20 protein-coding genes are annotated in these 25057 nt (G+C 32.1%); 3 read left to right on the forward strand and 17 right to left on the reverse strand.

Annotated elements, in window-relative coordinates:
- Positions 1-125 precede the first annotated feature (125 nt).
- From Q0891_RS05680 to Q0891_RS05755, 16 genes are all read right to left on the reverse strand, one after another.
- The gene (locus Q0891_RS05680) at positions 126-2126 is read right to left on the reverse strand and encodes a DUF349 domain-containing protein (protein ID WP_299099603.1); all 2001 of its coding nucleotides are present in this window, start codon (positions 2124-2126) and stop codon (positions 126-128) included.
- A 144-nt stretch (positions 2127-2270) separates the two neighbouring features.
- Complete coding sequence (locus Q0891_RS05685; protein WP_299099605.1) at positions 2271-3041, reverse strand: shikimate dehydrogenase; 771 nt, start codon at positions 3039-3041, stop codon at positions 2271-2273.
- A complete protein-coding gene (locus Q0891_RS05690) occupies positions 3010-4029 on the reverse strand; it encodes a DUF368 domain-containing protein (RefSeq protein WP_299099607.1) in 1020 nt (339 codons plus the stop codon). The genes Q0891_RS05685 and Q0891_RS05690 overlap by 32 nt, the downstream gene beginning before the upstream one ends.
- Entirely contained in the window at positions 4029-4997 is a 969-nt protein-coding gene (locus tag Q0891_RS05695) for a DUF368 domain-containing protein (RefSeq protein WP_299099609.1), read from the reverse strand. The genes Q0891_RS05690 and Q0891_RS05695 overlap by 1 nt, the downstream gene beginning before the upstream one ends.
- A 37-nt stretch (positions 4998-5034) precedes the next feature.
- On the reverse strand, positions 5035-6441 hold the full coding sequence (locus Q0891_RS05700) for a tetratricopeptide repeat protein (protein ID WP_299099611.1): 1407 nt from the start codon (positions 6439-6441) through the stop codon (positions 5035-5037).
- A gap of 161 nt (positions 6442-6602) precedes the next feature.
- The gene (locus Q0891_RS05705; RefSeq protein WP_299099613.1) at positions 6603-7778 is read right to left on the reverse strand and encodes an aspartate aminotransferase family protein; all 1176 of its coding nucleotides are present in this window, start codon (positions 7776-7778) and stop codon (positions 6603-6605) included.
- Positions 7779-9575: an OstA-like protein gene (locus Q0891_RS05710; RefSeq protein WP_299099615.1), complete on the reverse strand. Its 1797-nt coding sequence runs from the start codon at positions 9573-9575 to the stop codon at positions 7779-7781.
- 83 nt (positions 9576-9658) lie between these two features.
- Positions 9659-10240, reverse strand: a complete 582-nt coding sequence (locus Q0891_RS05715) for an outer membrane beta-barrel protein (protein ID WP_299099618.1) — start codon at positions 10238-10240, stop codon at positions 9659-9661.
- Positions 10241-10249: 9 nt separating this feature from the next.
- Complete coding sequence (locus Q0891_RS05720) at positions 10250-11530, reverse strand: adenylosuccinate synthase (RefSeq protein ID WP_299099620.1); 1281 nt, start codon at positions 11528-11530, stop codon at positions 10250-10252.
- Between the two features lie 9 nt (positions 11531-11539).
- Positions 11540-11995 (reverse strand): Fur family transcriptional regulator, encoded by a 456-nt coding sequence (locus Q0891_RS05725; RefSeq protein WP_299099622.1) that lies wholly within the window; start codon positions 11993-11995, stop codon positions 11540-11542.
- Positions 11996-12110: 115 nt separating this feature from the next.
- Complete coding sequence (locus tag Q0891_RS05730; RefSeq protein ID WP_299099624.1) at positions 12111-14318, reverse strand: RelA/SpoT family protein; 2208 nt, start codon at positions 14316-14318, stop codon at positions 12111-12113.
- A 92-nt stretch (positions 14319-14410) separates the two neighbouring features.
- A complete protein-coding gene (locus Q0891_RS05735) occupies positions 14411-14893 on the reverse strand; it encodes a DUF2628 domain-containing protein (RefSeq protein ID WP_299099626.1) in 483 nt (160 codons plus the stop codon).
- A gap of 209 nt (positions 14894-15102) precedes the next feature.
- Positions 15103-15822: a 3-ketoacyl-ACP reductase gene (locus tag Q0891_RS05740; RefSeq protein ID WP_299099628.1), complete on the reverse strand. Its 720-nt coding sequence runs from the start codon at positions 15820-15822 to the stop codon at positions 15103-15105.
- 113 nt (positions 15823-15935) lie between these two features.
- Complete coding sequence (locus Q0891_RS05745; RefSeq protein WP_299099630.1) at positions 15936-16385, reverse strand: SET domain-containing protein; 450 nt, start codon at positions 16383-16385, stop codon at positions 15936-15938.
- 14 nt (positions 16386-16399) lie between these two features.
- Positions 16400-17632 carry a M48 family metallopeptidase gene (locus Q0891_RS05750; RefSeq protein ID WP_299099632.1) on the reverse strand — a complete coding sequence of 411 codons (1233 nt, stop codon included), beginning with the start codon at positions 17630-17632 and terminating at the stop codon, positions 16400-16402.
- 4 nt (positions 17633-17636) lie between these two features.
- Positions 17637-18434: an RNA methyltransferase gene (locus Q0891_RS05755; protein ID WP_299099634.1), complete on the reverse strand. Its 798-nt coding sequence runs from the start codon at positions 18432-18434 to the stop codon at positions 17637-17639.
- Between the two features lie 336 nt (positions 18435-18770).
- Here Q0891_RS05755 and Q0891_RS05760 point away from each other — a divergent pair, with 336 nt between their 5' ends.
- The 3 genes from Q0891_RS05760 (at position 18771) to Q0891_RS05770 (ending at position 23656) form a co-directional block, all read left to right on the forward strand.
- A complete protein-coding gene (locus Q0891_RS05760) occupies positions 18771-19556 on the forward strand; it encodes a hypothetical protein (RefSeq protein ID WP_299099636.1) in 786 nt (261 codons plus the stop codon).
- A 179-nt stretch (positions 19557-19735) separates the two neighbouring features.
- Positions 19736-22750 (forward strand): choice-of-anchor L domain-containing protein, encoded by a 3015-nt coding sequence (locus tag Q0891_RS05765; protein ID WP_299099638.1) that lies wholly within the window; start codon positions 19736-19738, stop codon positions 22748-22750.
- Between the two features lie 105 nt (positions 22751-22855).
- The gene (locus tag Q0891_RS05770) at positions 22856-23656 is read left to right on the forward strand and encodes a DUF6503 family protein (protein ID WP_299099640.1); all 801 of its coding nucleotides are present in this window, start codon (positions 22856-22858) and stop codon (positions 23654-23656) included.
- A 90-nt stretch (positions 23657-23746) separates the two neighbouring features.
- On the opposite strand, the gene Q0891_RS05775 is transcribed toward Q0891_RS05770, so the two are convergent.
- Positions 23747-25057 carry an amidohydrolase family protein gene (locus tag Q0891_RS05775; RefSeq protein ID WP_299099642.1) on the reverse strand — a complete coding sequence of 437 codons (1311 nt, stop codon included), beginning with the start codon at positions 25055-25057 and terminating at the stop codon, positions 23747-23749.

Genomic DNA, 25057 nt, shown 5'->3' on the forward strand with positions numbered 1-25057 from the left:
GGAAATCTTGATTATTATTTTAAGCGGTTGTAATTAAGGTTAATTTAGTTTAGTTAGGGCAAAACCCATCTGTTGAGGCAGATGGGTTTTGATTTTTTATATATAATTCTTAAAGTATTGTACGATTATTTATACATGCCTTTAACCTTAGTCAGCTTAGCCTTCCAAGTATCTAATTCATTTTTGTGATTAGCAATGTTCTTGTGTACATCTTTTACTAATGGATTATCTGCTTTAACATTAGAGAAAAATTGTAAGTTGTTTTCTAATTGATTAATTTCAGATTTAATCTCGCTCATACGTTTTTTGATAAAGTTATATTCGTTATCAAGTAATCTTGTATCATCAGGATTTGCTAGATTTTCAAGTTTGCTGTCAAACTTAATCATCTCTAATTTGGTTTTATCCATTTTAAGCTTATCAAACGTATCATCAATAGCTTTGTAGAATTTGCCATCAATATAACGTTTGCTTTGTGGTACATGTCCTATGGCTTTCCATTCCGATATTTTTGATTTTAAAATCTCAATATCAGCTTTAGGGTCTTCAGTAAGTTTCATGGCTTTTAGATCATCTAACAACTTAACTTTTTTATCAAAAGCATCAAATAAGTGTTGGTCTTCAGCTTTACGAGCAGCATGCATTCTATCAAAATAGTGGTTACATGCATTTTTAAACTGCTTCCAAATTTTATCACTGTCTCGTCTAGGTACATGGCCAATTTTCTTCCACTCATTCTGAATTTTTTTCATTAATGGTGTTACAGTCTTATAATCGTCACTATCCTTATTGTCTTCAGCAACTTGAATTAATTCCTTTTTCTTTTTAAGATTTTCGTATTGGTCTTTCTTTAAGTCTTTATAAAAACTATTTTTTCCTCTATTAAAGGTTCTAACAGCTTCTTTAAACTTAGCCCAAGTTGCTTCGTTGACCTTTATTGGTACTTTTCCAGCTTTAAAAAATGCGTCTCTTAACGCTTCAATTTCCTTTATTTTTTTCTGCCATGCACTGTGAGAGTTGTTTTTATCCTCAGCAATTGCAGATATTTGTGCTATAATTTCTTCTTTTCGCTCAAGATTTTTCTCGTGAGCCTTATCCATGTCCGCATAGTAGGCTTGGCGCTTATCATGTATTGCTTTAGTGGCATTGCTAAAACGTTCCCAAATGGTTTCTCTATGCTCTTTGCCTACAGGTCCAAGTTCCTCTTTCCACAATTTGTGTAAAACTTGTAATTCTCTAAACGAACGATTTGTGTTTTCGTCTTGAGCTAACTCTTCCGCACGTTCTATAATTTTTAATTTTTGATCATAGTTGTGCTTAAAATCCATATCTCTCAAATCATTATTGAGATGTAAAAAGTCATAAAAACGTTCTACATGATGATGGTATGTATTCCAAGCATTATTGTACTTGTCTCTAGGAATAGGACCAGCATTACGCCACTTTTCTTGAAGCTCTTTGAAGTTTTTATAGGTTGTACCCATATTCTCTTCAACACTAAGTAATCCCTTAATATCTTCAATAATCTGCAATCTATTATCTAAATTAAGTTTAAGGTTTTGCTCTCGCTCCTTGTAATATGCGTTAATGGATTGCTTGTATTCTTTATAAAGTGAATTGAACTGTTTTTTTGTATCGTTGGAGTAGTAAAAGTCCATTTCTACGCCACCATCTGCGATAAACTCTTCCTTTTTTTCGTCTAGAAGTTCACTGTATTTAGCGTTGAATTCAGATTTTATATCATTAATGTTCTTAGATATAGTCTGTACTTTATGAAGCTTTAGAAGTCTGTTAAATTCCGTCACTAACTCCGTTATAGACATAGCGTGGTAATCTTTTTCTTCTACTTCGTGTCGTTCTGCATTCGATTCATCTTCTGCATCCTCAGCGTTAGAAGCTTCGATTTCTTCAACATGATCATCCTTTGAGTCGTCTTCTGAATCGGCAGGTGTTTCAGCCTCCTCTTCTTCAGATTTTACTTCTTCAGTTGATTCTGAAATATCACTTGCTGATTCTATTTCAGATTCAGTTTCAACTATTTTAGCTGTTTCATTTGTTGGAGTAGTCTCTGTAGATTCTACTTCTTTTGTTCCTTCTGCATCTAGCAGGTTATCATTCTCAGACATAAGTCAATTATTTTATAGGAGTTAAAGATACTAACAGTTGTTAGATAAACAAAGGAAATGCTTCTAGAGCTTATATTTTATGACTTATATCAACTCAGATTACCTTTTGTCGATTAAAACATTAACGGAATTGTTTTAAAATCATTATTTCGACTTGAGATCGAGCCATATTTCCCACGATTTTTCGGCTTGTAAACGCAGCATTTCTAATCCATTAATTGTTGTTGCTCCTTTTTTAAAGCCATAATTAAGGAATTTAGTTTGTTCAGGATTATATATCAAATCGTATAAAATATGATGCTCAGATAAACCACTATATGGCAAATCAGGACATTCTTCTATATTTGGAAACGTACCAATAGGTGTGCAATTAATGATAATAGTATAATCTGAAATAATGTTTTCGGTTAAATCTGAATATGAAAATGTCACGCCTTTTTTATGAGATCGTGAAACAAAATCGAACTGAATTTTTAGCTTTTTTAGAGCGTAGGCAATTGCCTTAGAAGCACCTCCTGTTCCTAATATTAAAGCTTTTTTATGATGTGATTTTAAATGTGGCTTAAGAGAGTTTTTAAATCCATAATAATCGGTATTGTAACCAACTAGTTTTCCTTTTTTTGAAAACTTAATAGTATTTACTGCGCCAATTTTTTCTGCCGTCTTATTTAATTTATCAAGTATAGGAATAACTTCTTCTTTGTAAGGAATAGTAACGTTTACACCTTTTAAATTTGATGTATTTTCAATTATTGATTTAAGATCATCAATGGTTTGTAAATCAAAATTCACGTAGGAGTGTGGTAAATTTTCAACTTTGAATTTTTCGGCAAAATATCCTCTAGAAAAAGAGTAAGATATATCTCTACCTAACAGGCCAAATTTAAATTTTATTTTTTCTTGTTTTGTCTCCATACCATTCTAGTCCTAATACTATAAGAATTCCGAAGGCAATATAAACAATTGCTATATAAGTTTCGCTGTTGAGTTCTGGTAAAAAACGCTGATAATTGATGATTATTTTTTTTCCGGCTGAATGTAATACAAATGAGCCATCACTATCGGTTTTGTAAATAGTTTCTTTCCATGGCCAAACTACACCAAGAGAACCAATAATAAAACCCATAATGGTTGCCAACGTAATGTTTTTATAATGTTTTAAAATATAATTTAAAATATGAGAAAAAGTAACTAAGCCTGCAACTGAACCTACAGTAAATACAGTTAATACCTTTAAAAGTCTAATACGAACTTCGTTATGTATAAATTCAAAATTACCACTAATTATATCATAAATAGTGTCAAAAAGGGCGTTGACAGAATCTACTAATAGTAATACATAGTTGCCCAAAATTATTAGAATAAATGACCCTGAAAATCCTGGTAGCGTCATGCCAGAAACACTAATAATGCCACAGAAGAACACGAAAAAAAGATTGTCATTTTCAGTAGCTGGATCTAAAAAACTTATACTAACACCAGCAATAGCACCTAGAGTTAAAGCTAAAATTGTGTTTTTATTCCATTCTTTAAATTCTTTACTTATATAATATATGGAACCTAGAATCATTCCGAAGAATGTGCTCCAAACATATAATTCGTAGTGCACAATAAGGTAATCTAAGATTTTAGAGACACTGAAGTAACTTATAATCATTCCTAAAAATAGGAGGCTTAGAAATTTACCATTGATGTAGCGAAAAAAGCTTTTAAAACGACCTTTAAATAATAGCTTAAATGCTTTTTTATTAACGCGCTGTAAAGAATAAATAAACTCTTCATAAAAACCAGCTACAAAAGCAACCACACCACCAGATACGCCAGGAACTTTATTTGCTGCTCCCATGGCTAAACCTTTAATGACCAAAAATAAACGATCTTTAAAGCTTCTGGTGCTTTGCATTATACCTCGTTTTTTTGTTTGCCTAAGGTTTCTAATAATAGAATTGCCCCAAAACCAATAACAATAAATACAATAGCTAATACCATTTCGTTGTCACCAACGTAAGATGTAGGTAAAATACTTCTATCGAGTAAAGTGACTACTTCACCTTCTGAATTTACACGTGTTTTTAACACTTCTTTCCATGGCCAAATCTTGTTTAATGAACCAATCATAAAACCGGTTAAGATTGCTAATGTGAGGTTTTTTTTGTGTTTAAACATCCAATTAAGTGCTTTTGAAAATACTTTTAATCCAATAATTGCACCTACCGCGAGTAATAAGAATTTTATAAATGCATCTTTAAAAAGTGCCATGTTACCATTTAGTAATCCATCTCTTAAGTCATTAATTGTATCAATTGCTGTTTGGTATGCACCTAGTATAAGAAGAATAAAAGCACCAGAAACACCTGGTAAAATCATGGCAATTATAGCGATAAAGCCACAAAACAGAAGATATAATGGACTGTCTGGAGACGCAAAAGGCTCTGCTAATGTTATAAAATAGGATAAGACTGATGTAATTATTATGGCAATAATAACTTTTATAGACCATCCTTTAATTTGTTTGGCGATATAAAGTATGCTAGCCAAAACAAGTCCAAAAAAGAATGACCAAAGCAAAATCGGTTCATGATGTAATAACCATTTTATGAGTTTTGCTAATGACAAAATACTGATGGCAATCCCAGAAAATAAGGCTAATAGGAAGTTTCCGTTAATGGAATTCCAAGCGGTTTTAAAACCTTCTTTTTTCCAAACTTTTAAAAAGCCAAGGTTAACTTTATCTATACTTTCTAAAAGCTCTTCGTAAATTCCAGAAATAAATGCTATAGTTCCTCCAGAAACACCAGGCACAACATCGGCTGCTCCCATGGCAATACCTTTGAAAGTAATGACCAAGTAATCTAAAAATCGTCTTTGCATATTTTATAAAAATAAGACTACGAAGGTATGATTTTTTTTAATCTGAAGTCTTTTTAGCTTCAGAAATTATAGCTTTAATTAAAGGTCTATCTGTAAGTTGCGGGAATAATTCTGAAATTATAAAGCTATAATCAATATTAATACGTGTCGCATTTTTTAAATGAAATCTACCTTCTTCACTTTGGTGTACTTTAAAGTAGAGACCCGCTAAACGGTATTCAACTTCTGAATTTTCTGGATAAAACTCTGTGGCCTGTAAAAGATTGAAAATTGCAGCTTGATATTCGCCAAGTGAAATAAGTATATCTGTTCGGTTAAGCCAAGTATCTAGCTCATAATTACCTAATTCTATTGTGCGCTTATAGCCTTGCTCAGCTTCTTCAAGAAAATTTAAACGTTTATTTACAGTTGCATATAATTTCCAATAAAGCACATGGTCTCCATCAATGGCAACAGCTCTTTTAATATAGTCTAGTGCATTTTGGTAATCGAGACGCTTCATGTAAAAGCGAGTAATTGCAATCCAGCCTTTGTCTAGCAATGGGTCTTCGTCAATCGTTTTTTTGTAAAATTGAATGGCTAAGTCATCTTGATTTAATTTAGAATAACAATGACCAATCCTTAGCAAGGCAAACGAAGTAGGATCTTCTAGAGCAAGCGTGATTTTATAATTTTCTATGGCTTCGTCATGCTTTTTAAGTTTTTCTAAAACTTTACCTTTTTCAATGTAAGCCCCTACAAAAGTATCATCTGAAATAATAGCAAAATCAAAAGCAGCATTGGCTTTAGCATATTCATTAATGGCAAAATATTGTCTTCCTAATTGATGCCAAGCGACTTCGCAATATGGATTTGTGTCTAAGAAGTTGTTTAAATAATCTATTGCTTCTTCATTAAGATTTAAAAAATCATAACAATAAATAATGTTATGTAAAGCAGAATAATCTGAAGTGTCACTTTCTAAACATTTTTTGAAATATATAATCGCTTTATCAAACTTATCTAAAAACAGATATTCCATACCAACCAAGGCGTATAAATCTGCATCATCTGATGGTGTGTTAGATATCTCAATTGCTATGAGTAACGTATCAATAGCTTTTTGATGCTCATCTTGTTTAGAGAGCACATTTGCTTTTTGAATATAAATCTCTTCGTTTGTAGGCTCTAAATTGTGAAGTTTATCTAATAAATCATCAGCTTCTGAAAATTTATTTTCAATGACCATAATTTCAACTTGAAATAATCTCAAGTTGATAGAAGTTGGATGTTGTTCTAAGCCTAATTTTATAGCGCGTTTTGATAAGGCAATTTTGCCATTCTCCAAGTAATGATGAATTATATTTTCAAACTCATTTGAGTCAAAGAACAAAATATCATTTGTCTTTAACATCGATTCAAATCGAGTAAGCGGAAAATTTTCGTCGTCGCGACTGTATTGCATAAAAGGTTTAGTAATTCTTTGAAATAAAATTACAGTTATCCTTTGTTCGAGATGATTTTTTGAACTAATGTTTTTAACAAAGTAGTTAACATTGAAATAGTTGTTTACTTAAGTTTATCTAAATAACTGGTATTTAGGTTTTTTTGAAACTTGAAATAATTTTATATCTCGTCTAATATTGAAGTGATTATACCGCAACCTTCAATTATTTCTTCGTTAGAAATGGTTAAAGGAGGTGTAATGCGAATGGCTTTAGGTTCAAAAAGTAACCAAAATAAGATGAGGCCATGCTCCTTAGCTTTTAAAATTACTTGATTTGTGATTGCTTCGTTTTCAGTAAAAGCGGCTAACATTAATCCGCGTCCTCTTACTTCTTTGATATGTTTATGCTTAAGATATTTCCTTATTAATTGTTCTTTCTTTAAGGCTTTTACCATGAGATTGGATTCTGTAATTTCTTTTAAAGTTGCTAATGCAGCAGCAGCAATTACTGGATTACCACCAAAGGTAGTTATATGGCCAAGTTTAGGATTGTCACTTAATGTGTTCATCATTTGTTTTGAAGCTGAAAAGGCACCAATTGGTAATCCTCCTCCTAAACCTTTGCCTGTAACAACGATATCTGGTTGACAATTATAATTGTCAAAACCAAATAATTTTCCTGTTCTTCCAATACCTGGTTGAATTTCATCTAAAATAAAAACGGCACCTACCTCATTACAACGCTTTTGTACTTTGGTTAAATATTGATCTTTTGGTTCAATAAAACCTGCACCACCTTGAATGGTTTCTAAAATAACGGCTGCTGTCTGTTTTGTAATTTGAAGTAAATCGCTCTCTAAATTAAATGCAATGTGTTTAATATCTGGTATTAATGGGTAAAATGGTTTTTTACGTTCCTCAAAATCCATTAAACTTAATGAGCCTAATGTGTTTCCGTGATATGCGTTTTTTGCTGCTATTATTTCAGTACGACCAGTAAATCGTCTCGCCAATTTTAAGCTACCTTCTATAGCTTCTGTTCCTGAGTTAACTAGGTAAGTTGAATTAATACTATTTGGTAAATGTTTAGCTAATAACTTTGTCAGTTCTACAGCAGGATTTAAAATGTACTCGCCATAAACCATGACATGAAGATATTTGTCAACTTGATTTTTTATGGCATTTACAACTTTGGGATGCGAATGGCCTAAACTACATGCTGAAACACCAGCAACAAAATCAAGGTATGCCTTGTCATTGGTGTCATAAATATAAGAACCTTTGGCATGACTAATTTCCATTGCCAATGGATGTGGTGTTGTTTGTGCCTGGTATTTAAAAAAGTCGTGTTTCAATTATTGCCCTGCTTTTTGTGCTTCGTCGTTTAAAGCTTTTTGCTTTTTCTCTCTTTCGGTTAAAGGCGCAACTTTTTCTTTTTTTGGTAAATTACGTGCAGCTTTATTTGCCTTTTTTGGAGCGGATTTACCAGCATCTTTAATACGTTTTTTTGCAGCCTCATCAATAAATTCTTCCGGAGGAATATAAGCTTCTAGCCCTTTTATTACTGGTAACACTAAAGGTGGATCGTCTTTAAACAGATCTTCTACAGACATTGGTCGTTCTTCGCCTCGCCAATCAAAACCTCGTAATCGTTTTCCGGCTTTGGGGAATTCTGATTCTGGAAATAATTCGGCATCCATTTGATTAATAAACCGTGTTTCTACAATTTCTTGATTTTCAATTTGAATATTGATACTTCCCGATTTAGATTTATTAATGCCAACTAATTCATTATTATCATTTCTTAAATAGTAGATGACTTCAGCATTTTTTATGATGTCTACATTATAAAGCTCGTTGTCTCTAAACAAGCCTATTAAACGTTTTCCTTTTATTTGATTATATCCATCTTCACTTATAGTGTCTTTACTTACTAAAAATGCATTTTCAAATACTTTTAATGAATCGAGTTTTTCAGTAACTACATTATTTATTAAATGAATGGTGTCTCCCGTCATTTGGTTGCCAATATTCCATAAAACTGGTTTTCGCTTTGTAGAAAATGCATCAGTAGAGCTAAACCTACTCAGGTTAATCATTTGCGTTAATCCTTTTTTATGGTCTACATGTACTGAGTCTGCTTTGCCAGCCATATCGCTTTTATATAGCCTAACGTTATAAAAAGCTCTGGTAATGCGGTTGTTTTCTTTACCTGTTAGCATTAAAGTATCCGCATGCATGTATACCGAGTCTCTTTCTTGTATGGTTATTGCTAATGCTCGTTTTGTAATATAAACAGAATCTTTTTCGCGCCATACTTCAGCATAATGGCCTTTTACGATACTTTTATTTAAGGTGTCTGTTACTTTAATATTATTGGTGGCAGATGCAAAATTTATATTCCTATCAAAGTAGAGACTGTCCCCTTCTACAGTCCGATTGTCATAATCTATTTTGGCATTTCGTTGAAAATTACCAACATTGTTATTGGTGTCATAAAAACCGCGTTCGCAATAAATTTTATTAGTTTCACCAGTAATTGTTGACGGTCCAAAAAGATAGGCGTGTCCATTTTCGGTAAAAAAATCAAGGCGCTCTGTGTTTAAAGTGTATTGAGGGTTTACAAGAACAACATCATTTAAAAATTGATACTTGCTAGTCGCCATGTAATATCGACCAATTTTGCTTGTAATAGTACCTGAAGAATCTCTTACTACTGAGCCTCCTGTATTGTAATAGGCCTGTTGTTTTATTCTGTCAAAGTGCAGTGTGTCTGTTTTTAGTGTAGATTGTGGTTCCGTTAATATCACATCGCCTCTTGCAAATGCTAACTGTGTTTTTCCACTATATTCAACATATTTAGCAACCATATTAATGGTGTCACCTTGCTTCATTACAACATTACTAAAGGCTTCAAGGTAATCTTGATCTTCATAATAAATTGCTTTGTCACACCAAACGTTAACACCTTTGTGAATAAAATGTACTTGTTGAGATTTATCTCTAAGGAAAACTAAAGCACCATCTTCAATGTCTGGAGCCGTCGATGTATTACCTGAATATTCTACAATAATTTTTTGTTTTTCTTGAGCAAAAGCAATTGATGCTATAGAAAAGCAAAAAAATAAGAATAGAATTTTAAAACGTTTCAAAGTCATATATTTTTACAAAATAACACTTAAATGGATTGTATTAGTATGTGTTAACGTTTTTTTTAACAGTAATTAAATTTGAATTACAATCGATAGCCTAAACCAACTTTCAACAGATTGACATTGGTATTGTATTTTGAGTCAATAACACTATCATCGATATTTATTTTTACAAAGTCGTATTGTATTAGTGCTGTTAATTTGTTTGATAAATCGTAAGACAAACCTGAATTAAAATTAAGTCCTGATTCATTTTTATTTGTCCCAGCAACATTATTATTAATTGCAGTTTCATTGTTTATTACTTTAAACATAAATATACTATAGCCTAATCCTATAAAAGTGTGAAATTTAGGAATCGCTGGTAAGGTAAGTTGTGCAAATATTTTAGGCTGAATTGTAAATAAATTGACGTCATAAGGTTGGTTTTGAGCTGATTCTGATTTTTTTAGATAACCTAAGTTTACAGAACTACCAAAACGAAAAACATCTAAGTTGAAAATATAATACTTCAGTCCTAAATCGCCAATACCATTATTGTTGGCTCCAACAAAATTATCGTCAATGGCTAAAGGATAACTAAATTCAATAGTAAGTTTTGAATTTTGAGCGTAGCTAACCATTGATACAAAGCATATCATTAAAACAATAAACTTATGCCACATAGAATAAATCTAAATCGTCTTACGAATAATTGTCTGTTTTCTATCTGGTCCTACAGAAACTATAGTAATAGGGATATTTAATTCCTTTTCTAAGAATTCTACATAACCGTTTAAATTATCTGGTAATTGTGATGCCTCAGTCATACCAGTTAAATCTGCATCCCAACCGTTTACTTCCGTGTAAATAGGAGTAACGTTTTCTTCTTCTATATTGTATGGTAGATGCGTAATAGTTTCGCCTTTATAATTGTATGCTGTACAAACTTTTAAGGTTTTAAAACCAGAAAGCACATCACCTTTCATCATAATTAATTGTGTAACACCATTAACTTGGCAAGCGTAGCGTAAAGCTACTAAGTCTAACCAGCCACATCGTCTAGGACGACCTGTTGTAGCACCAAACTCATTACCAACTTTAGCCATGGTTTCGCCATCCTTATCAAACAATTCAGTTGGGAAAGGACCTGAGCCAACACGTGTAGTATATGCTTTAAAAATTCCGAAGACTTCACCGATTTGGTTTGGAGCTACGCCTAAACCAGTACACGCACCTGCAGCAGTTGTATTAGATGATGTTACAAATGGGTATGTACCAAAGTCAATATCTAATAACGACCCTTGGGCACCTTCAGCTAAAATAGACTTACCAGATTGTTGTGCTTGGTGTACATATTCTTCAGAATCAATAAATTCTAAGCTTTTTAATGTTTCAATCGCACTGAAGAAATCAGTTTCTAATTCTTTTAAATCATATTGAATATCTACATCATAAAAAGCAATCATAGCTTCATGCTTATCAGCTAAAGCTCTGTATTTATCTTTCCAATCAGCTAATTCTATATCACCAACTCTAATTCCGTTTCTACCAGTTTTGTCCATATAGGTTGGACCAATACCTTTTAATGTAGAACCAATTTTAGCTTTTCCTTTTGAAGCTTCACTTGCAGCATCCAATAAACGATGCGTTGGAAGTATGATATGCGCTTTTCTAGAAATACAAAGTGATTTTCTGTAATCAACATTTTGTTCTTCTAGTTTATCTAGTTCTTTCTTAAAAATAACAGGATCTATAACGACACCGTTTCCTACAAGGTTCACTTTGCCTTCATGGAAAATTCCAGAAGGAATAGTATGCAAAACATGTTTTTTTCCGTTGAATACTAAGGTGTGTCCCGCATTTGGGCCACCTTGAAAACGTGCAATAATATCGTATTTAGAGGTAAATACATCGACAATTTTTCCTTTGCCTTCGTCTCCCCATTGTAATCCAAGTAGTAAATCTACTGCCATTTTAAAATTTTATTTGTCGTCTTTTTTACGATTACCGTAAAAATATAGTGAATGATTAGTTATTTGAATATCAAAAACTTCTTCGATAGTTTTTTTAATAGATTGAATGCGAGGATCACAAAATTCAATAACCTCACCAGTATCTGTTAGAATTACATGATCGTGATTTTTATCGAAATACGATTTTTCATAATGTGCCTGACTTTGTCCAAATTGATGTTTACGGACTAATGCGCACTCTAACAATAATTCAATAGTGTTATAAAGTGTCGCTCTACTGACGCGATAGTTCTTGTTTTTCATTTTGATATACAAAGATTCTATATCAAAATGTTCTTCACTTTCGTAGATTTCTTGAAGTATAGCGTAGCGCTCAGGTGTTTTTCTATGACCTTTTTCTCCTAAAAATTGTGTAAAAACTCGTTTTACAATTTCTTGATTACTTTCTTCTGTTGTTGCATTCATAATTAAGGAACAAATTTAAGTAATTTTTACATGATACTTATAATAAAAGTAATGATTAAAAATGAAAGAAATGAACAAGTTTTAAAAACAAGTTATAGTTTTGTAAGTGAGGTGTTTAAACTCTTGTAACCTTGTCAATACCGTTAATTTTTTTAAGGTTGTCAATAAGTTTTTTTAACATGGTTTGATTCTTCACGTCTACAGTGATTTTTCCTGTAAAAACACCATCATCACTTGAAAAACTTAGACTTTTCATATTTACATGCATGTTTTCAGAAATAAGTTTAGTGATATGGTTTACTAATCCCATATCATCAATTCCAGATAACTTTAGTTGTGAGGTGTACACTTGCTGAGAGGAATCTATCCATTTGGCTTGTAGTATTCTATACGCATAGTTTGATTGCAGACTCACTGCATTAGGACAATTTTTCTTATGAATTTTTATACCGTCATTAATGGTCAAAAACCCAAATACTTTATCACCTGGAATGGGATTACAACAATTAGCTAGTGTGTAATTTAGTTTCTCTTCTTCTTTACCAAACACAAGCATATCGTATTTAGAAGTTATTTCTTCTTTATGGATATCCTTTGGTACTGAAGGTTTATAGATTTTATTTTTAAAATAACTAACAAATGCATTGCTTCGAGATGAAGCAAAACCTTTTAGTTTGGTGTTGTCAATAGTGCCAATTCCAACACGATAAAATAAATCTAAAGATGTATTTAACTTAAAGTAACTTACTAATTCATTGACAGAACTTTCATTTAAAGTTATTTTAAGTTGTTTTAATTTTCGTCTTAATATCTCTTTTCCTTCCTCTGCTATAAGTTTGGTATCGGCATTTAGAGCCGATTTAATTTTACTTCTCGCTCTTGCTGTAGTAGCATAATCTAACCAATTGGCATTGGGTTTTGCATTTTCTGAGGTCATGATTTCTACACGATCTCCGCTTTGTAACTCATGACTTAAAGGCATTAATTTACCATTGACTTTAGCGCCTCGTGTTTTCATGCCAACTTCGGTATGAATACTAAAAGCGAAGTCTAATGGTGTAGCACCTTTTGGTAGTGATTTTAAGTCGCCTTTTGGAGAAAAGACAAATATTTCTTTTGAATATAAATTCAATTTAAACTGCTCAACAAAGTCTACAGCATCAGCTTCGTTATTTTCTAAGGCCTCTTGTAGTCTATTTATCCATAAATCGAGATTATCTTCTTTATCATTAGCATTTTTGTACTTGTAATGTGCAGCATAACCTTTCTCAGCGATCTCGTTCATTCGTTCACTACGTATCTGAACTTCGACCCAACGACTTTTTGGACCAACTACTGTAATATGAAGGGCTTCGTAACCGGTTGATTTTGGAGAAGAAATCCAATCTCTTAGTCTAATTGGGTTCGGCGTAAAATGATCTGTAACGATGGAATAAATTTTCCAAGCCAAGAATTTTTCATTAGCAACATCTGACTTAAAAATAATTCTGATGGCGAACTTATCATAGACTTCCTCAAAAGAGACGCCTTGTTTAACCATTTTTCTTCGGATACTGAAAATTGATTTAGGTCGTCCTTTAATTTCATAATGCAAGCCTTCTTTGGTTAGTGAGTCATCGATAACTTTTGAGAACGCTTTAATGTATGCATCTTGATCTTCTTTACTGTCTTTTATTTTTTCTAGAATATCATTATAGACTTCTGGTTCAGTATACTTTAATCCTAAATCTTCGAGTTCAGTTTTAATATTATATAGTCCAATTCTATGTGCTAATGGTGCGTATATGTATAAAGTTTCTGATGCAATTTTAACTTGTTTGTCTGCACGCATAGAATCCATAGTCTGCATATTGTGCAAACGATCTGCAATCTTTATAATAATAACTCTTACGTCATCATTTAAAGTTAATAGCATTTTTCTAAAATTCTCAGCTTGTAAAGACACGTCCATGTCTTTTTTTAAGGAAGAAATTTTTGTGAGTCCATCTACAATCCTTGCTACAGTTTCTCCGAATAACTGTTCCATGTCATCAATAGTATAGTCTGGATTGTCTTCTACCACATCGTGAAGTAATGCGGCAGCGATAGATGTAGCATCTAAACCAATTTCTTGAGCCACAATTTTTGCGACAGCAATAGGATGGAAGATATAAGCTTCGCCAGATTTGCGACGTTGATCTTTGTGCGCATCAACAGCCACTTCAAATGCATGACGAATTAATTTCTTATCGTCATCAGTTAAAGTTTGGTAGCTTACCTTAAGTAATTCTTTGTAAGCTTTTGCAATGGCTTTGTTTTCTTTTTCTATCGCTTCTTCCGTCATAGAACTAAATTAGTGAAATGCTTTTTAATTGGCAATTGTTTTTTTGAAGTAAATCTGAAGATTAGTTTTAAATCATCTTCAGTTGTTAAGAGTTAAATATTAGAAAGAGTTACTAATCCTATAATTATGAAAAGTAATATAATAGGAGCAAAACTGTTTACGCCTCCTTTTTTAATAATCATTTCATTTTGTATAATGGTGTCTTTATTTTCATTCAATATTTTTCTAATATCCTTTTTTGTTTTTGAGATATATAATCCATTTGATAATGTGGCAAATAGAAAACTCCAAATAAACATGCTAATAAAGTCAATTACTTCATATACAGCATAGGAGATCACTCCTAAACCTAATAACATTTCTTCAATCAACATTTCTGCGAGAATAATTCCAAATACTATTGCAATATGAATATACATTTTACGGTAAGCCATCCAAAATATACCAAGAAAAAATGCAGCAACGTTAAATGTAAATTTTTTTCCAGTATTAATTTTGTCCATTTGTTCTATGTAGTAATCTGCATTTGATTGAAAATAATTTTCGTAATAGATTTTATTTTCTTCTGTTAACATATTCTGTAAGAGTTTAAGAGTGATGTAAACTATTGAAAGTTTGTATTAAAAAGATGTTTAAATTTTAGAACTACAAGGTATAATAAATTGTGTTATTTTGTTAAATCGTATTGATATAAAAAATGAAGAAGATTAACAGAAATTCTAATTTTGCATAAAACAATAAAACCCACAATAAAGTGGGTTCTGTTATTATTTTTAATACTAAATTACGGATTAGTAGACCATAAAGATGCATTTGCCATCATTGCACGTCTTGGTAATTTTAAACCCGACACAATTAATTCTGCAAAATCTTCAGGTTGTAATACGCTGTCTTCAGAATCTTTATTTGCAATACCTAAGTCAATTGACATATCTGAAGCAATGGTACTTGGTGTTAATGTACACACTCTAATATTGTTTTTTCTAACCTCTTTCATTAGGGATTGCGACATGCCAATAACTGCAAATTTAGATGCTGAATATGCAGAAACCGTTGCATTACCAGTTAAACCAGCAGTTGATGAAACGTTTATAATATCGCCTTCATTCTTATCAATTAAATGTGGTAAAACCTCTTTAGTTACGTAATACATTCCCATTACGTTGGTCTGTATAATTTGGCTCCATTGGCTAACTTCCATATCTATAAAAGAACCAAATGCTGCAATACCTGCGTTATTTACTAAGATGTCTATAGAACCTAAAGTGTCTATTAATGTTTTAATGCTTGTCTTAACTTCGTCATAATTACTAACATCAAAAGCAGCGTAAGTTGCATTTACACCAAATGCTTTTAATTCTGAAACTGTAGCTTTTAAAGCTTCTTCATTACGGCCTGTAATGGCAACATCAATCCCTTCTTTTGCAAATGCAATGGCAGTTGCTTTTCCGAGACCTCTACTTCCTCCTGTAATTATTGCTTTTCTATTTTTTAACTCTGTCATGATTTTATGTTTTCTTTAATTCAAAGTTATAAAAATAGCGCTTGCTTTATGTTATAATAATGTGAAGTTAATACACAATTTTCATAAAAAAGGTAGAGGAGACGTAATTAGGTTTAGTTGGCGTGTTTTTTCCAGTATGGTTTGCCGTAACTGCAAAATATCTCTTCGCCTGCATCTATATTTTTAATGGCTTTAATGCAAACGTTATCGTTGTCATCTAAAGTAATAATGGCATTGTTTTTAAATGAGCTTTCTATTAAACCTTCTGCATCATTGGCATATTTAGCAAAGCAATCAGTATGCATGCTATCCATTATTGAGCCATCGAGAAGATTGATGAAATACCTGTCTTCGTTTCGTTGTGCTCTTTTTTCTGCTTCTTGGTTATTAATAATGTCGCCTTGGAATAATGCAATTATTTCATCTTCAAAAATATCGATAGCAGTAAATAAGCCTTTACCAGCATTTTCAATTTGTGAAGTTTCCGTGTATAAATAATCAGATTCTGCTGCTTCAATGATATTTAAGCTGATATAGTCGTCTTCCTTTTTAGAATTATTCAAGATTTGAGCCGATTTTATTTTTTTAAATTTTGAATGCGTTCTGCAAGTGTAGGATGCGAATAATGCATAAATACATAAGCTTTATGAGGTGTTAAATTACTCAAACTATTTTTAGATAATTTTTTTAATGACGAAATTAAAGGTCCAGCTTTATAGGTGTTTTTGGCATAATCATCAGCTTGATATTCAAAAACGCGCGACACATAATTCATTATCAGTCCTGTGATTTCTTGTATAGGCGAATAAAGTAATCCGAAAGCAATCAGTCCAACGTGAAAACTTGGCATCTCAACACCAATTGCGTTTGAGAGCAATGGATTTGAAACAAAAATAGAAAGAATAAACAGCGTTAAACCTGTGAGTAGGATAGAAGTTACTAAATTAAAAATAATGTGTTTTCGTTTGTAGTGGCCAACTTCGTGTGCTAAAACAGCAACAATTTCTTCATCATCTAGGTCATTAACTAAAGTATCATAAAGTGTAACGCGTTTTTCGTTCCCAAATCCAGAAAAATAGGCGTTGGCTTTTGTACTTCGTTTAGAACCATCGATAATAAAAATCTTTTCGAGATTAAAACCTACAGATTCTGCATAAGCCGAAATTTTAGTGCGCAGTTCGCCTTCTTCTAAAGGGGTTTGTTTATTGAATAATGGCACAATGAGTTTAGAGTAAAACATATTCATAAACACAGTAAAAACGGTTACAATTCCCCAAGCATATAACCAAAATTGATTTCCAGTGATTTGGTAAAACCAAACAATAAGAGAAACAATACCTCCTCCAAGAATAACGGTCATAAGCAAACCTTTCAGTTTATCTAAAACAAAGGTCTTTTTTGTGGTTTTATTAAACCCGAATTTCTCTTCAATCACAAAAGTTTTATAATAACCAAAAGGTGTTGTGACGATGTCGCTAGCAATCATAATAATTCCAAAGAAAATTAAAGCAATGATGATTGGGTTTTCAGAATAACTTCTAGCAATATTATCGACATATTCAAAACCATCTAAAAGTAAAAACCCTAAGGTTAGAGCAAATGAAAATAAAGAAGTTCCTAGTCCGAATTTATAATTTACGGTTTTATAGGCTTGGGATTTTTTGTATTCAGTTTCGTCATAAACATCATTTAAAGCTTCTGGAATTGGGTCATTGTAATGTTTAGCATTTATGGCATCTAAAACTTTATCTATTATAAAGTTGATGACAATAATAGCTATGATGATGTAAAAAAGTGTGTTTGCTGTCATTCTGTTATTTAAAATCGCGTTGGCGTTTGGCTTCAAAAATAAGAATTCCTGCAGCAACGGAAACATTCATAGAATCAATAACGCCTTGCATTGGTATGCTAATATTTTGTTTGGCTGCTTTTCGCCATTCTTGAGTTAAACCTGTCGCTTCTGTACCAACAACTATTGCAGTTGGTAAGGTGTAATTTTGTGAGTGATACGATTCTGATTCTTGAAGTATAGCAGAAAAAATATTGAAATTATACTTATGTAAAAAAGCTATCGCTTCCTCTGAGCTTGCCATGGCAATTTCTGTAGTAAATACGCAACCAACACTAGAGCGAATAATATTAGGATTATATAAATCGGATTTTGGATTTGCAATAATTACAGCATCAACATTTGCTGCATCTGCTGTACGCAATAAGGCACCAATATTACCAGGTTTTTCTGGTGCTTCGGCAACTAAAATCAAAGGGTTTTTTGAAGTTAGTTTTAAATCTTCAAGCGCTTGAGTTTTGGAGTTGACGAGCGCAATAACACCTTCAGTTGTATCTCTATGTGCTAATTTTTGAAACACGTCTTTAGAAATCTCTATAATTTCTATGCCATAAGCACTCATTGCTTTTGCTTCGCTCTCAGAAAATAAATCAGGAAAAAATAAAAGTGTGTCTACTTTATAACCACCTTTAATGGCAAGGGATAATTCGCGTTTACCTTCAATTAAAAATTGATTCGTTTTTTTACGAGCTCTAGATTTTTCCTTCAGAAGAACCAATTGCTTAATTAATGGGTTTTGTGCGCTTGTTATGGATTTAATCATATAAAATAGTTATCGTATTTAAAGATACTTTTTAATTAAGAATTATGCTCTTAAAGAACTGTAAAGTTAAGAATTTACTGTGTTCGTTTTAATTTTTTAGTAAGAAGTCTTCAAACTAAAATTATATGGTTTTATAACGTACGAGCACATATTAATTTGGGACATATTTCCAAAAAAAAATAATGTATCTGCATTTTGGAGCAATTATTGATTAATAAAAAATAGTTGTGACAATCTTAGATTATTATGGTCTAATAATTAGGATATGCGGATGGGGAAAACACCTTTTGGCTTGTTATATTAATAAAAAAAAGAACTTCGTTTAAATAGTTGAAAATGAAAATAATGATTAAAACATATTGCTTTATTATTTTTTTAATAACCAGTTTGTTTTCATTTGGTCAAAAAATCTTTTTTCAAAAAAATATAAATTCTACAGCCCAGAATATTTTAGAAGTACAAAAATTAAATATAAGTGGCGATAGTCTTATTCTAGAAAGTAATCAATTGAAAATAATAGAAGTAGATATACTTAATGATGAGTATTTGCAGACAATTAGAGTAGATAGTTTAGAGGCTAAGATTGGTCTAAATCATTTGCCATATGGAAATTATGTAATTCAAACCAAAGTAAAAAATCACAATATTGTAATGTATCTTGAGAAGATAAAAGATTTAGACTCAGATATCAGCTATGTAGATATACAACTTAAAGAAAAAATGAGACATATATCTAAATTACCTATTGAGGTTGATGGTAAATACTTTTCATTTTATCGAAATACACTCGAGAATCAAATTGAAGAAAAGAAGATGTATTGGGTGGTATCAGAAACTAATTCTTCATTTTCATCGACTAAAACTATGGGTTTAAAATATCCTGAAGAAATAATTGATTTAATTGTCAAAGTAAAATTAGAAGAACGTACTGAGGTTGGAAAAAATAATAAACTATTGATTTTTGAAGTTTATGATACGGCAGAATTTATGAGTAGACAACTTAGAAATCGAAAGTATTATGAAAAAGGAAATTCTACATTTTTTAACGTGATACCATTTTATAGTTCTGAAGACGTAATGGCCAATACTTCTAACAATAATCTCACTTATAATAAATTCTAATTGTTTAGACGCTCTCTAGTTATTAATACGTTTTGCTAACATTCTTAGTGTTTAAAGGTTTAGTAATTAACTTATTTTGATAGTAATTAAATTGATTTAATTTAAATAATTTATTCTTAAGGTTGTAGGTGTTTTTTTGTTTAACTTGTTTTATAGTTAAATCATCAATCCAACCAATTATGAAGCAAAAATTACTTTTCTTTCTATTTACAATACTTACAACACTACTATCTTTTTCTCAAGTCGCGAATGGACCACAATTAATGGAATTGTGTGATGATGGTAATTATACTGGTACAGCTACGTTTGATTTAGCTCAACTAGAGGTACAAATTTTAGGAACACAAAGTCCTAATGATTATGACCTCTCTTATCATCTGTCTCAAGCGGATGCTGATGCAAATGTTAATCCTATTCCTATTATTTATACCAATACAGCTAATCCGGAGACTATTTTTGCGAGAGTCACAGAAAATAGCTCAGGTAATTTTGCTACAACAGATGTTACTCTCATCGTTAATATGTTACACCACGTAAGTATAGAGGATTATAGTATATGTTCAGGTACTTCTGTAACATTGTTCACTAATTTGGAAGGAAGTAACTATACATTTAATTGGTATTTAGACGGTTTTATTTTAATGGGTGAAGAAAACTCCTTCTTAACGGTGAACCAGCCAGGTATTTATGAGGTGTATGTCACGGATTTAGTTAATGGATGTACAGCTAATGATTTAAGTACAGTTTCAGAAGGTGCATTGACATTTAACGTGCCAACACCATTAAATATTTGTGATGATGATTTAGATGGTTTTGCTCAATTTGACTTCGCTGTTAAAAATGATGAGATATTAAATGGTCAAAATGACATATTGCTAACGTATCACGAAACCCAAAATGATGCCGATAGTGGAATGAATGCTCTTGCTTCTCCTTATGCTAATATTACCCCAAATATTCAAACTATTTTTGCTAGAGGAGAGAATTTGGCTGGTGATTGCTTTTCAACAATCTCATTTGAAATTATAGCAGAAGATTGCTCGGTAGATCCAAATGTTATAGTAGATGAAACTACATACACTGTAAATGAGCTAGTGGAGAATGTTTTGCTTGATGGTCAATGCAGTCAGGTTTTTAATATAACATATTCTACAGGTATTAATTTTGGAACTCAAGAACCTAATGGAATAGGGTATTTTACTTCTAATGGAATTGATTTTCCGTTTACAGAAGGCTTAATACTTTCTAATGGAAGTGCCATTGATGGTTCTGGGCCAAACGATAGTAACCACAGTAGTGGAAGTAACCAATGGCCTGGAGATGTTGACTTGGAGAATGCAACAGGAATTCAGTCTTCAAACAATGCAACGATAATAGAATTTGATTTTATACCAGTAGTTAATGAAATAAATTTCGAATTCTTAATGGCATCCGAGGAATATGACCAAAACACTTTTGAATGCAGTTTCTCCGATGCGTTTGCTTTTTTGCTTACAGATTCTCAAGGTATTACTACCAATCTTGCCGTTTTACCAGGAACACAGACACCTATATTAGTCACAAATGTGCACCCACAAAACAATTCATGTGAAGCTATAAATGAAAACTATTTTGGAGGTTATATTTCTGAGAACACAAGCCCTATTGGTTATAATGGAATGACAACAGTCTTTAATGCGCAAGCTCCTGTTATTATTGGTGATTCATATCATATTAAATTAGTAATTGCAGATGCCTTAGATTCTGCATTCGATAGTGCTGTGTTTTTTAAAGCTGGCAGTTTTGATGTTGGTGATTTATGTAATGATATAGGTTTAATTAATGTAAAAGCTTTTAATGATAGTAATAATAATGGAATATTAGATACAGGCGAAACCGATTTTTCAAATGGTTATTATACGTATGAAAAAAATAATGATGGAGTAATCAATGAAGTAAATACATCTAATGGTAATTTTTCAATAGTAAGCACAAACGAAAACGATACTTTTAGTGTGTCATTTAATGTGTATGATGAATATTCTAGCTGTTTTACACAGAATATAAGTTCTTATGATGGAATAAGTGTGTTAAATGGAAACTTAATCACTATAGAATTTCCTATTACAGATAATTTGATATGTGAAGATTTAGCGCTTTATTTAGTGAATCCATCAGAGTCTCCAAGACCTGGTTTTGATTTTGAGAATCAACTTATAATTGAAAATATGGGATCTACAGTAATTACATCAGGAACAGTTGAGTTTACTCATGATGATTTATTAACTGTTAATAACATTACCAATCTTAATCCTAATTATACAACAACAACGACTGCAACAGGATTTACGATAGATTTCACGGATTTAGCTCCTGGTCAAAGTGAAATTGTAAATATCTCTTTGTATTGCCCAACAGGTGTAAGTTTAGGAGAATTGGTTACAAATACACTTACTTATATTACAGATACTAATGATTTATTCTTTGACAATAATACCTCCTCATTATCTGAAACAGTCATTGGGTCGTACGATCCTAACGATAAAATGGAATCTCATGGAAAAGATATCGTTTATGATGATTTTGTAACTTCAGATGAATATTTATACTATACTATTCGTTTTCAAAATGTAGGAACAGCAGAAGCAATTTTTATTAGAATAGAAGATGAATTAGATGCGCAATTAGATGAAAGTACATTCCAAATGTTACGTTCTAGTCATGATTATCAGGTTACCAGAACCGGTAATAACTTAGAATGGTATTTTGATGATATCAATTTACCAGCAGAACAAGATGATGCAGAAGGAAGTAATGGGTTTGTTTATTTTAAAATAAAACCAAATCCTGGATACAGCATTGGCGATATTATTGAAAACACAGCTTCTATTTATTTCGATTATAATGCACCTATTATTACCAATACCTTTCAAACTGAATTTGTTGAAACATTATCTGTAGCAGGTTATGATAAGACTGCGTTTACGCTTTTCCCAAATCCTGCAAAAGGAGAAGTAACGATTCAATTCACAAATTCTAATTTTGAATCTGGAAAAGTTTCGGTTTTCGATATCCAAGGCAAAATGATTTTGAAAGACATCAAGCTTCAAGAACAATCTTCAACTTTAGATATTTCAAATTTAGAAAGTGGATTGTATTTTGTTGAATTAACAGCAGGAAACGCCAAGACTATTGAAAAATTAATGGTCGACTAAACTAACGTAGTTACTATAGGATTAAAAAGCTTCAGATAAATTCTGAGGCTTTTTTGTAATGTATGCTATTTCTATGCGTCAAACCAATCAACTTAAAACTTAATCATGAAAAAAATATTACCTCTATTAGCTTTTGCAATTTTTGTGTCTGCTTGTAAAAATGAACCAAAACAAGAACAAGAAGTGATGACTGAAGCTGTTACAACAGAAGAAATCACAACCAGTATTTATCCAGAATCTATCACTAAAGTATTTGATGCCCACGGAAGTATAGATACATGGAATAAAATGCAAACACTGTCTTTTTCTATTGATAAACCAACAGGAAAAGAAGTTATTATTGAAAACTTAAAAACAAGAGCAGAACAAATTGATACGCCAAATTACACACAAGGATTTGATGGAACAACGCTTTGGATTAGTGAAAAAGATGGAAAAGAATATAAAGGAAAGCCAAAATTTTATAAAGGTTTAATGTTTTATTTCTATGCCATGCCTTTTGTATTAGCTGATGATGGTATTAAATACGAAACTACAGAACCATTGGTTTTTGAAGGTAAATCGTATCCAGGAATTTTAATTTCTTACGAAGATGGCATTGGTGCATCATCAGAAGACCAATACAAGATTTTTTATGATGCTGAAACCGGAAAAATGGAATGGTTAGGTTACACGGTAACATATGGTAAAAACGAAGGAAGTGAAGATTTTCATTTTATAAGATATAACAATTGGCAAACCGTTAACGGTTTGGTAGTACCAGCAAGTATAGATTGGTATAAGTATGAAAATAACATACCAACAGAAAAACGAAATACAGTTGCCTTTACAGATGTTGTACTTTCTGAAAAAGCGCCAGACGCAAAATTATTTATGCAACCAGAAGGTGCAAAAGTGATTGAGTAATGTATATAAATTTCAGATGAGGTTTTTCACTTCATTCTGAATGAAAAAAGCGAGCCATTTGGCTCGCTTTTTTTATAATCTAAGTGTTAGTTATTTTTTCTCTGAGAGTTTCTCAGAATAACGTTTCCAAAGTTCAGTTTGGTGTGTTTCTAAACTTAAGTTTCTACCATCGATAAAAGCATGCGTTAATATATTTGTTCGCATATCTAAAGCATCGCCTTCACTGATAAAAAGTGTTGCGCTTTTGCCAACTTTTAGCGTACCATACAAATCGTCAATGCCTAATATCTTAGCTGGATTTTCAGTAATTAATTGCAACGCTTGTGCTTTGGTTAAACCATGAGCAACCGTTGTGCCGGCATAAAATGGAAGGTTTCTAGAATTCATACGTTCCATTTGTCCACTAGGTTCTAATGCTACTAAAATACCAGCATCAACTAAAGTTTTGGCGAGTTTAAATGGTAAATCGTAATCGTCATCTTCTAATTCTGGTCTGGTGTGTACACGTCTTAAAAAAACAGATACGTTATTTTCCTTTAGGAAGCTGGTTAATTTATCGGCTTGGTAAGCACCAACAATAGTAATTTTAGAAACCCCTTGTGCTTTTGCAAAATTCACAGCGTCAGTAATTCCTTTTTCGTCATCTACATTAATATATAAACGTTTAGAGCCATCAAATAATCCAGACATAGCTTCGTATGGTAAATGCGATTCCTTTTTATCGCCTTTATTGTAGCTTTTAGATTCTGTAAAATAAGCTTCTAATTCAGTAACTTGTTTCTTATACTGTTTATTAGGTTTTAATCCAGCATCTTCGCCTAACCACCAACGACCACGACTAAAACTGCTTGGCCAATTCATGTGGATACCATCATCCATTTTTATAGCAGCGTCTTCCCAATTCCAAGCATCATATTGTACTACAGATGAGGTTCCAGAAATACGGCCACCTCTTGGTACAACTTGCCCAAGCAACACACCATTTGGTCGCATAGATTCCACAACTTTAGATTCTGTGTTGTAGGCAATAATACTTCTGATGTGCGGATTGTAAGTCCCAAGTTCTGATAAATCTACAGAGGCTTTTACAGCATCTACTTCTACCAAACCAAGCGTTCCATTAGCGACAATAAAACCAGGATAAACGTGTTTGTCTTTAGCGTCTATAATCGTCATGGCTTGTTTGGTAAGTGGTGTAGACGCTTCTGGTCCTATGGTTGTTATTTTACCATCGCTAACTATAATTATACTGTTTTCAATAACAGTTCCATCGCCAATATGAGCGGTTGCACCTACAATAGCAAAATCTTTGGTTTGCTCTGGTGCAGGAGTTTGCTGTGCGAAACTTAATGTAATGCACAATAAAAATAAAGTTATATGTATGTAATTTAAAGTTTTCAT

Source organism: uncultured Winogradskyella sp. (assembly GCF_947498005.1).
Lineage (GTDB): Bacteria > Bacteroidota > Bacteroidia > Flavobacteriales > Flavobacteriaceae > Winogradskyella.

Bases quoted from the DNA above. Each gene is read 5' to 3' on its own strand.
- Q0891_RS05680 (WP_299099603.1), bottom strand. From the start codon at position 2,126: ATGTCTGAGAATGATAACCTGCTAGATGCAGAAGGAACAAAAGAAGTA.
- Q0891_RS05685 (WP_299099605.1), bottom strand. From the start codon at position 3,041: ATGGAGACAAAACAAGAAAAAATAAAATTTAAATTTGGCCTGTTAGGT.
- Q0891_RS05690 (WP_299099607.1), bottom strand. From the start codon at position 4,029: ATGCAAAGCACCAGAAGCTTTAAAGATCGTTTATTTTTGGTCATTAAA.
- Q0891_RS05695 (WP_299099609.1), bottom strand. From the start codon at position 4,997: ATGCAAAGACGATTTTTAGATTACTTGGTCATTACTTTCAAAGGTATT.
- Q0891_RS05700 (WP_299099611.1), bottom strand. From the start codon at position 6,441: ATGCAATACAGTCGCGACGACGAAAATTTTCCGCTTACTCGATTTGAA.
- Q0891_RS05715 (WP_299099618.1), bottom strand. From the start codon at position 10,240: ATGTGGCATAAGTTTATTGTTTTAATGATATGCTTTGTATCAATGGTT.
- Q0891_RS05720 (WP_299099620.1), bottom strand. From the start codon at position 11,530: ATGGCAGTAGATTTACTACTTGGATTACAATGGGGAGACGAAGGCAAA.
- Q0891_RS05725 (WP_299099622.1), bottom strand. From the start codon at position 11,995: ATGAATGCAACAACAGAAGAAAGTAATCAAGAAATTGTAAAACGAGTT.
- Q0891_RS05730 (WP_299099624.1), bottom strand. From the start codon at position 14,318: ATGACGGAAGAAGCGATAGAAAAAGAAAACAAAGCCATTGCAAAAGCT.
- Q0891_RS05735 (WP_299099626.1), bottom strand. From the start codon at position 14,893: ATGTTAACAGAAGAAAATAAAATCTATTACGAAAATTATTTTCAATCA.
- Q0891_RS05740 (WP_299099628.1), bottom strand. From the start codon at position 15,822: ATGACAGAGTTAAAAAATAGAAAAGCAATAATTACAGGAGGAAGTAGA.
- Q0891_RS05750 (WP_299099632.1), bottom strand. From the start codon at position 17,632: ATGACAGCAAACACACTTTTTTACATCATCATAGCTATTATTGTCATC.
- Q0891_RS05755 (WP_299099634.1), bottom strand. From the start codon at position 18,434: ATGATTAAATCCATAACAAGCGCACAAAACCCATTAATTAAGCAATTG.
- Q0891_RS05760 (WP_299099636.1), top strand. From the start codon at position 18,771: ATGAAAATAATGATTAAAACATATTGCTTTATTATTTTTTTAATAACC.
- Q0891_RS05765 (WP_299099638.1), top strand. From the start codon at position 19,736: ATGAAGCAAAAATTACTTTTCTTTCTATTTACAATACTTACAACACTA.
- Q0891_RS05770 (WP_299099640.1), top strand. From the start codon at position 22,856: ATGAAAAAAATATTACCTCTATTAGCTTTTGCAATTTTTGTGTCTGCT.
- Q0891_RS05775 (WP_299099642.1), bottom strand. From the start codon at position 25,057: ATGAAAACTTTAAATTACATACATATAACTTTATTTTTATTGTGCATT.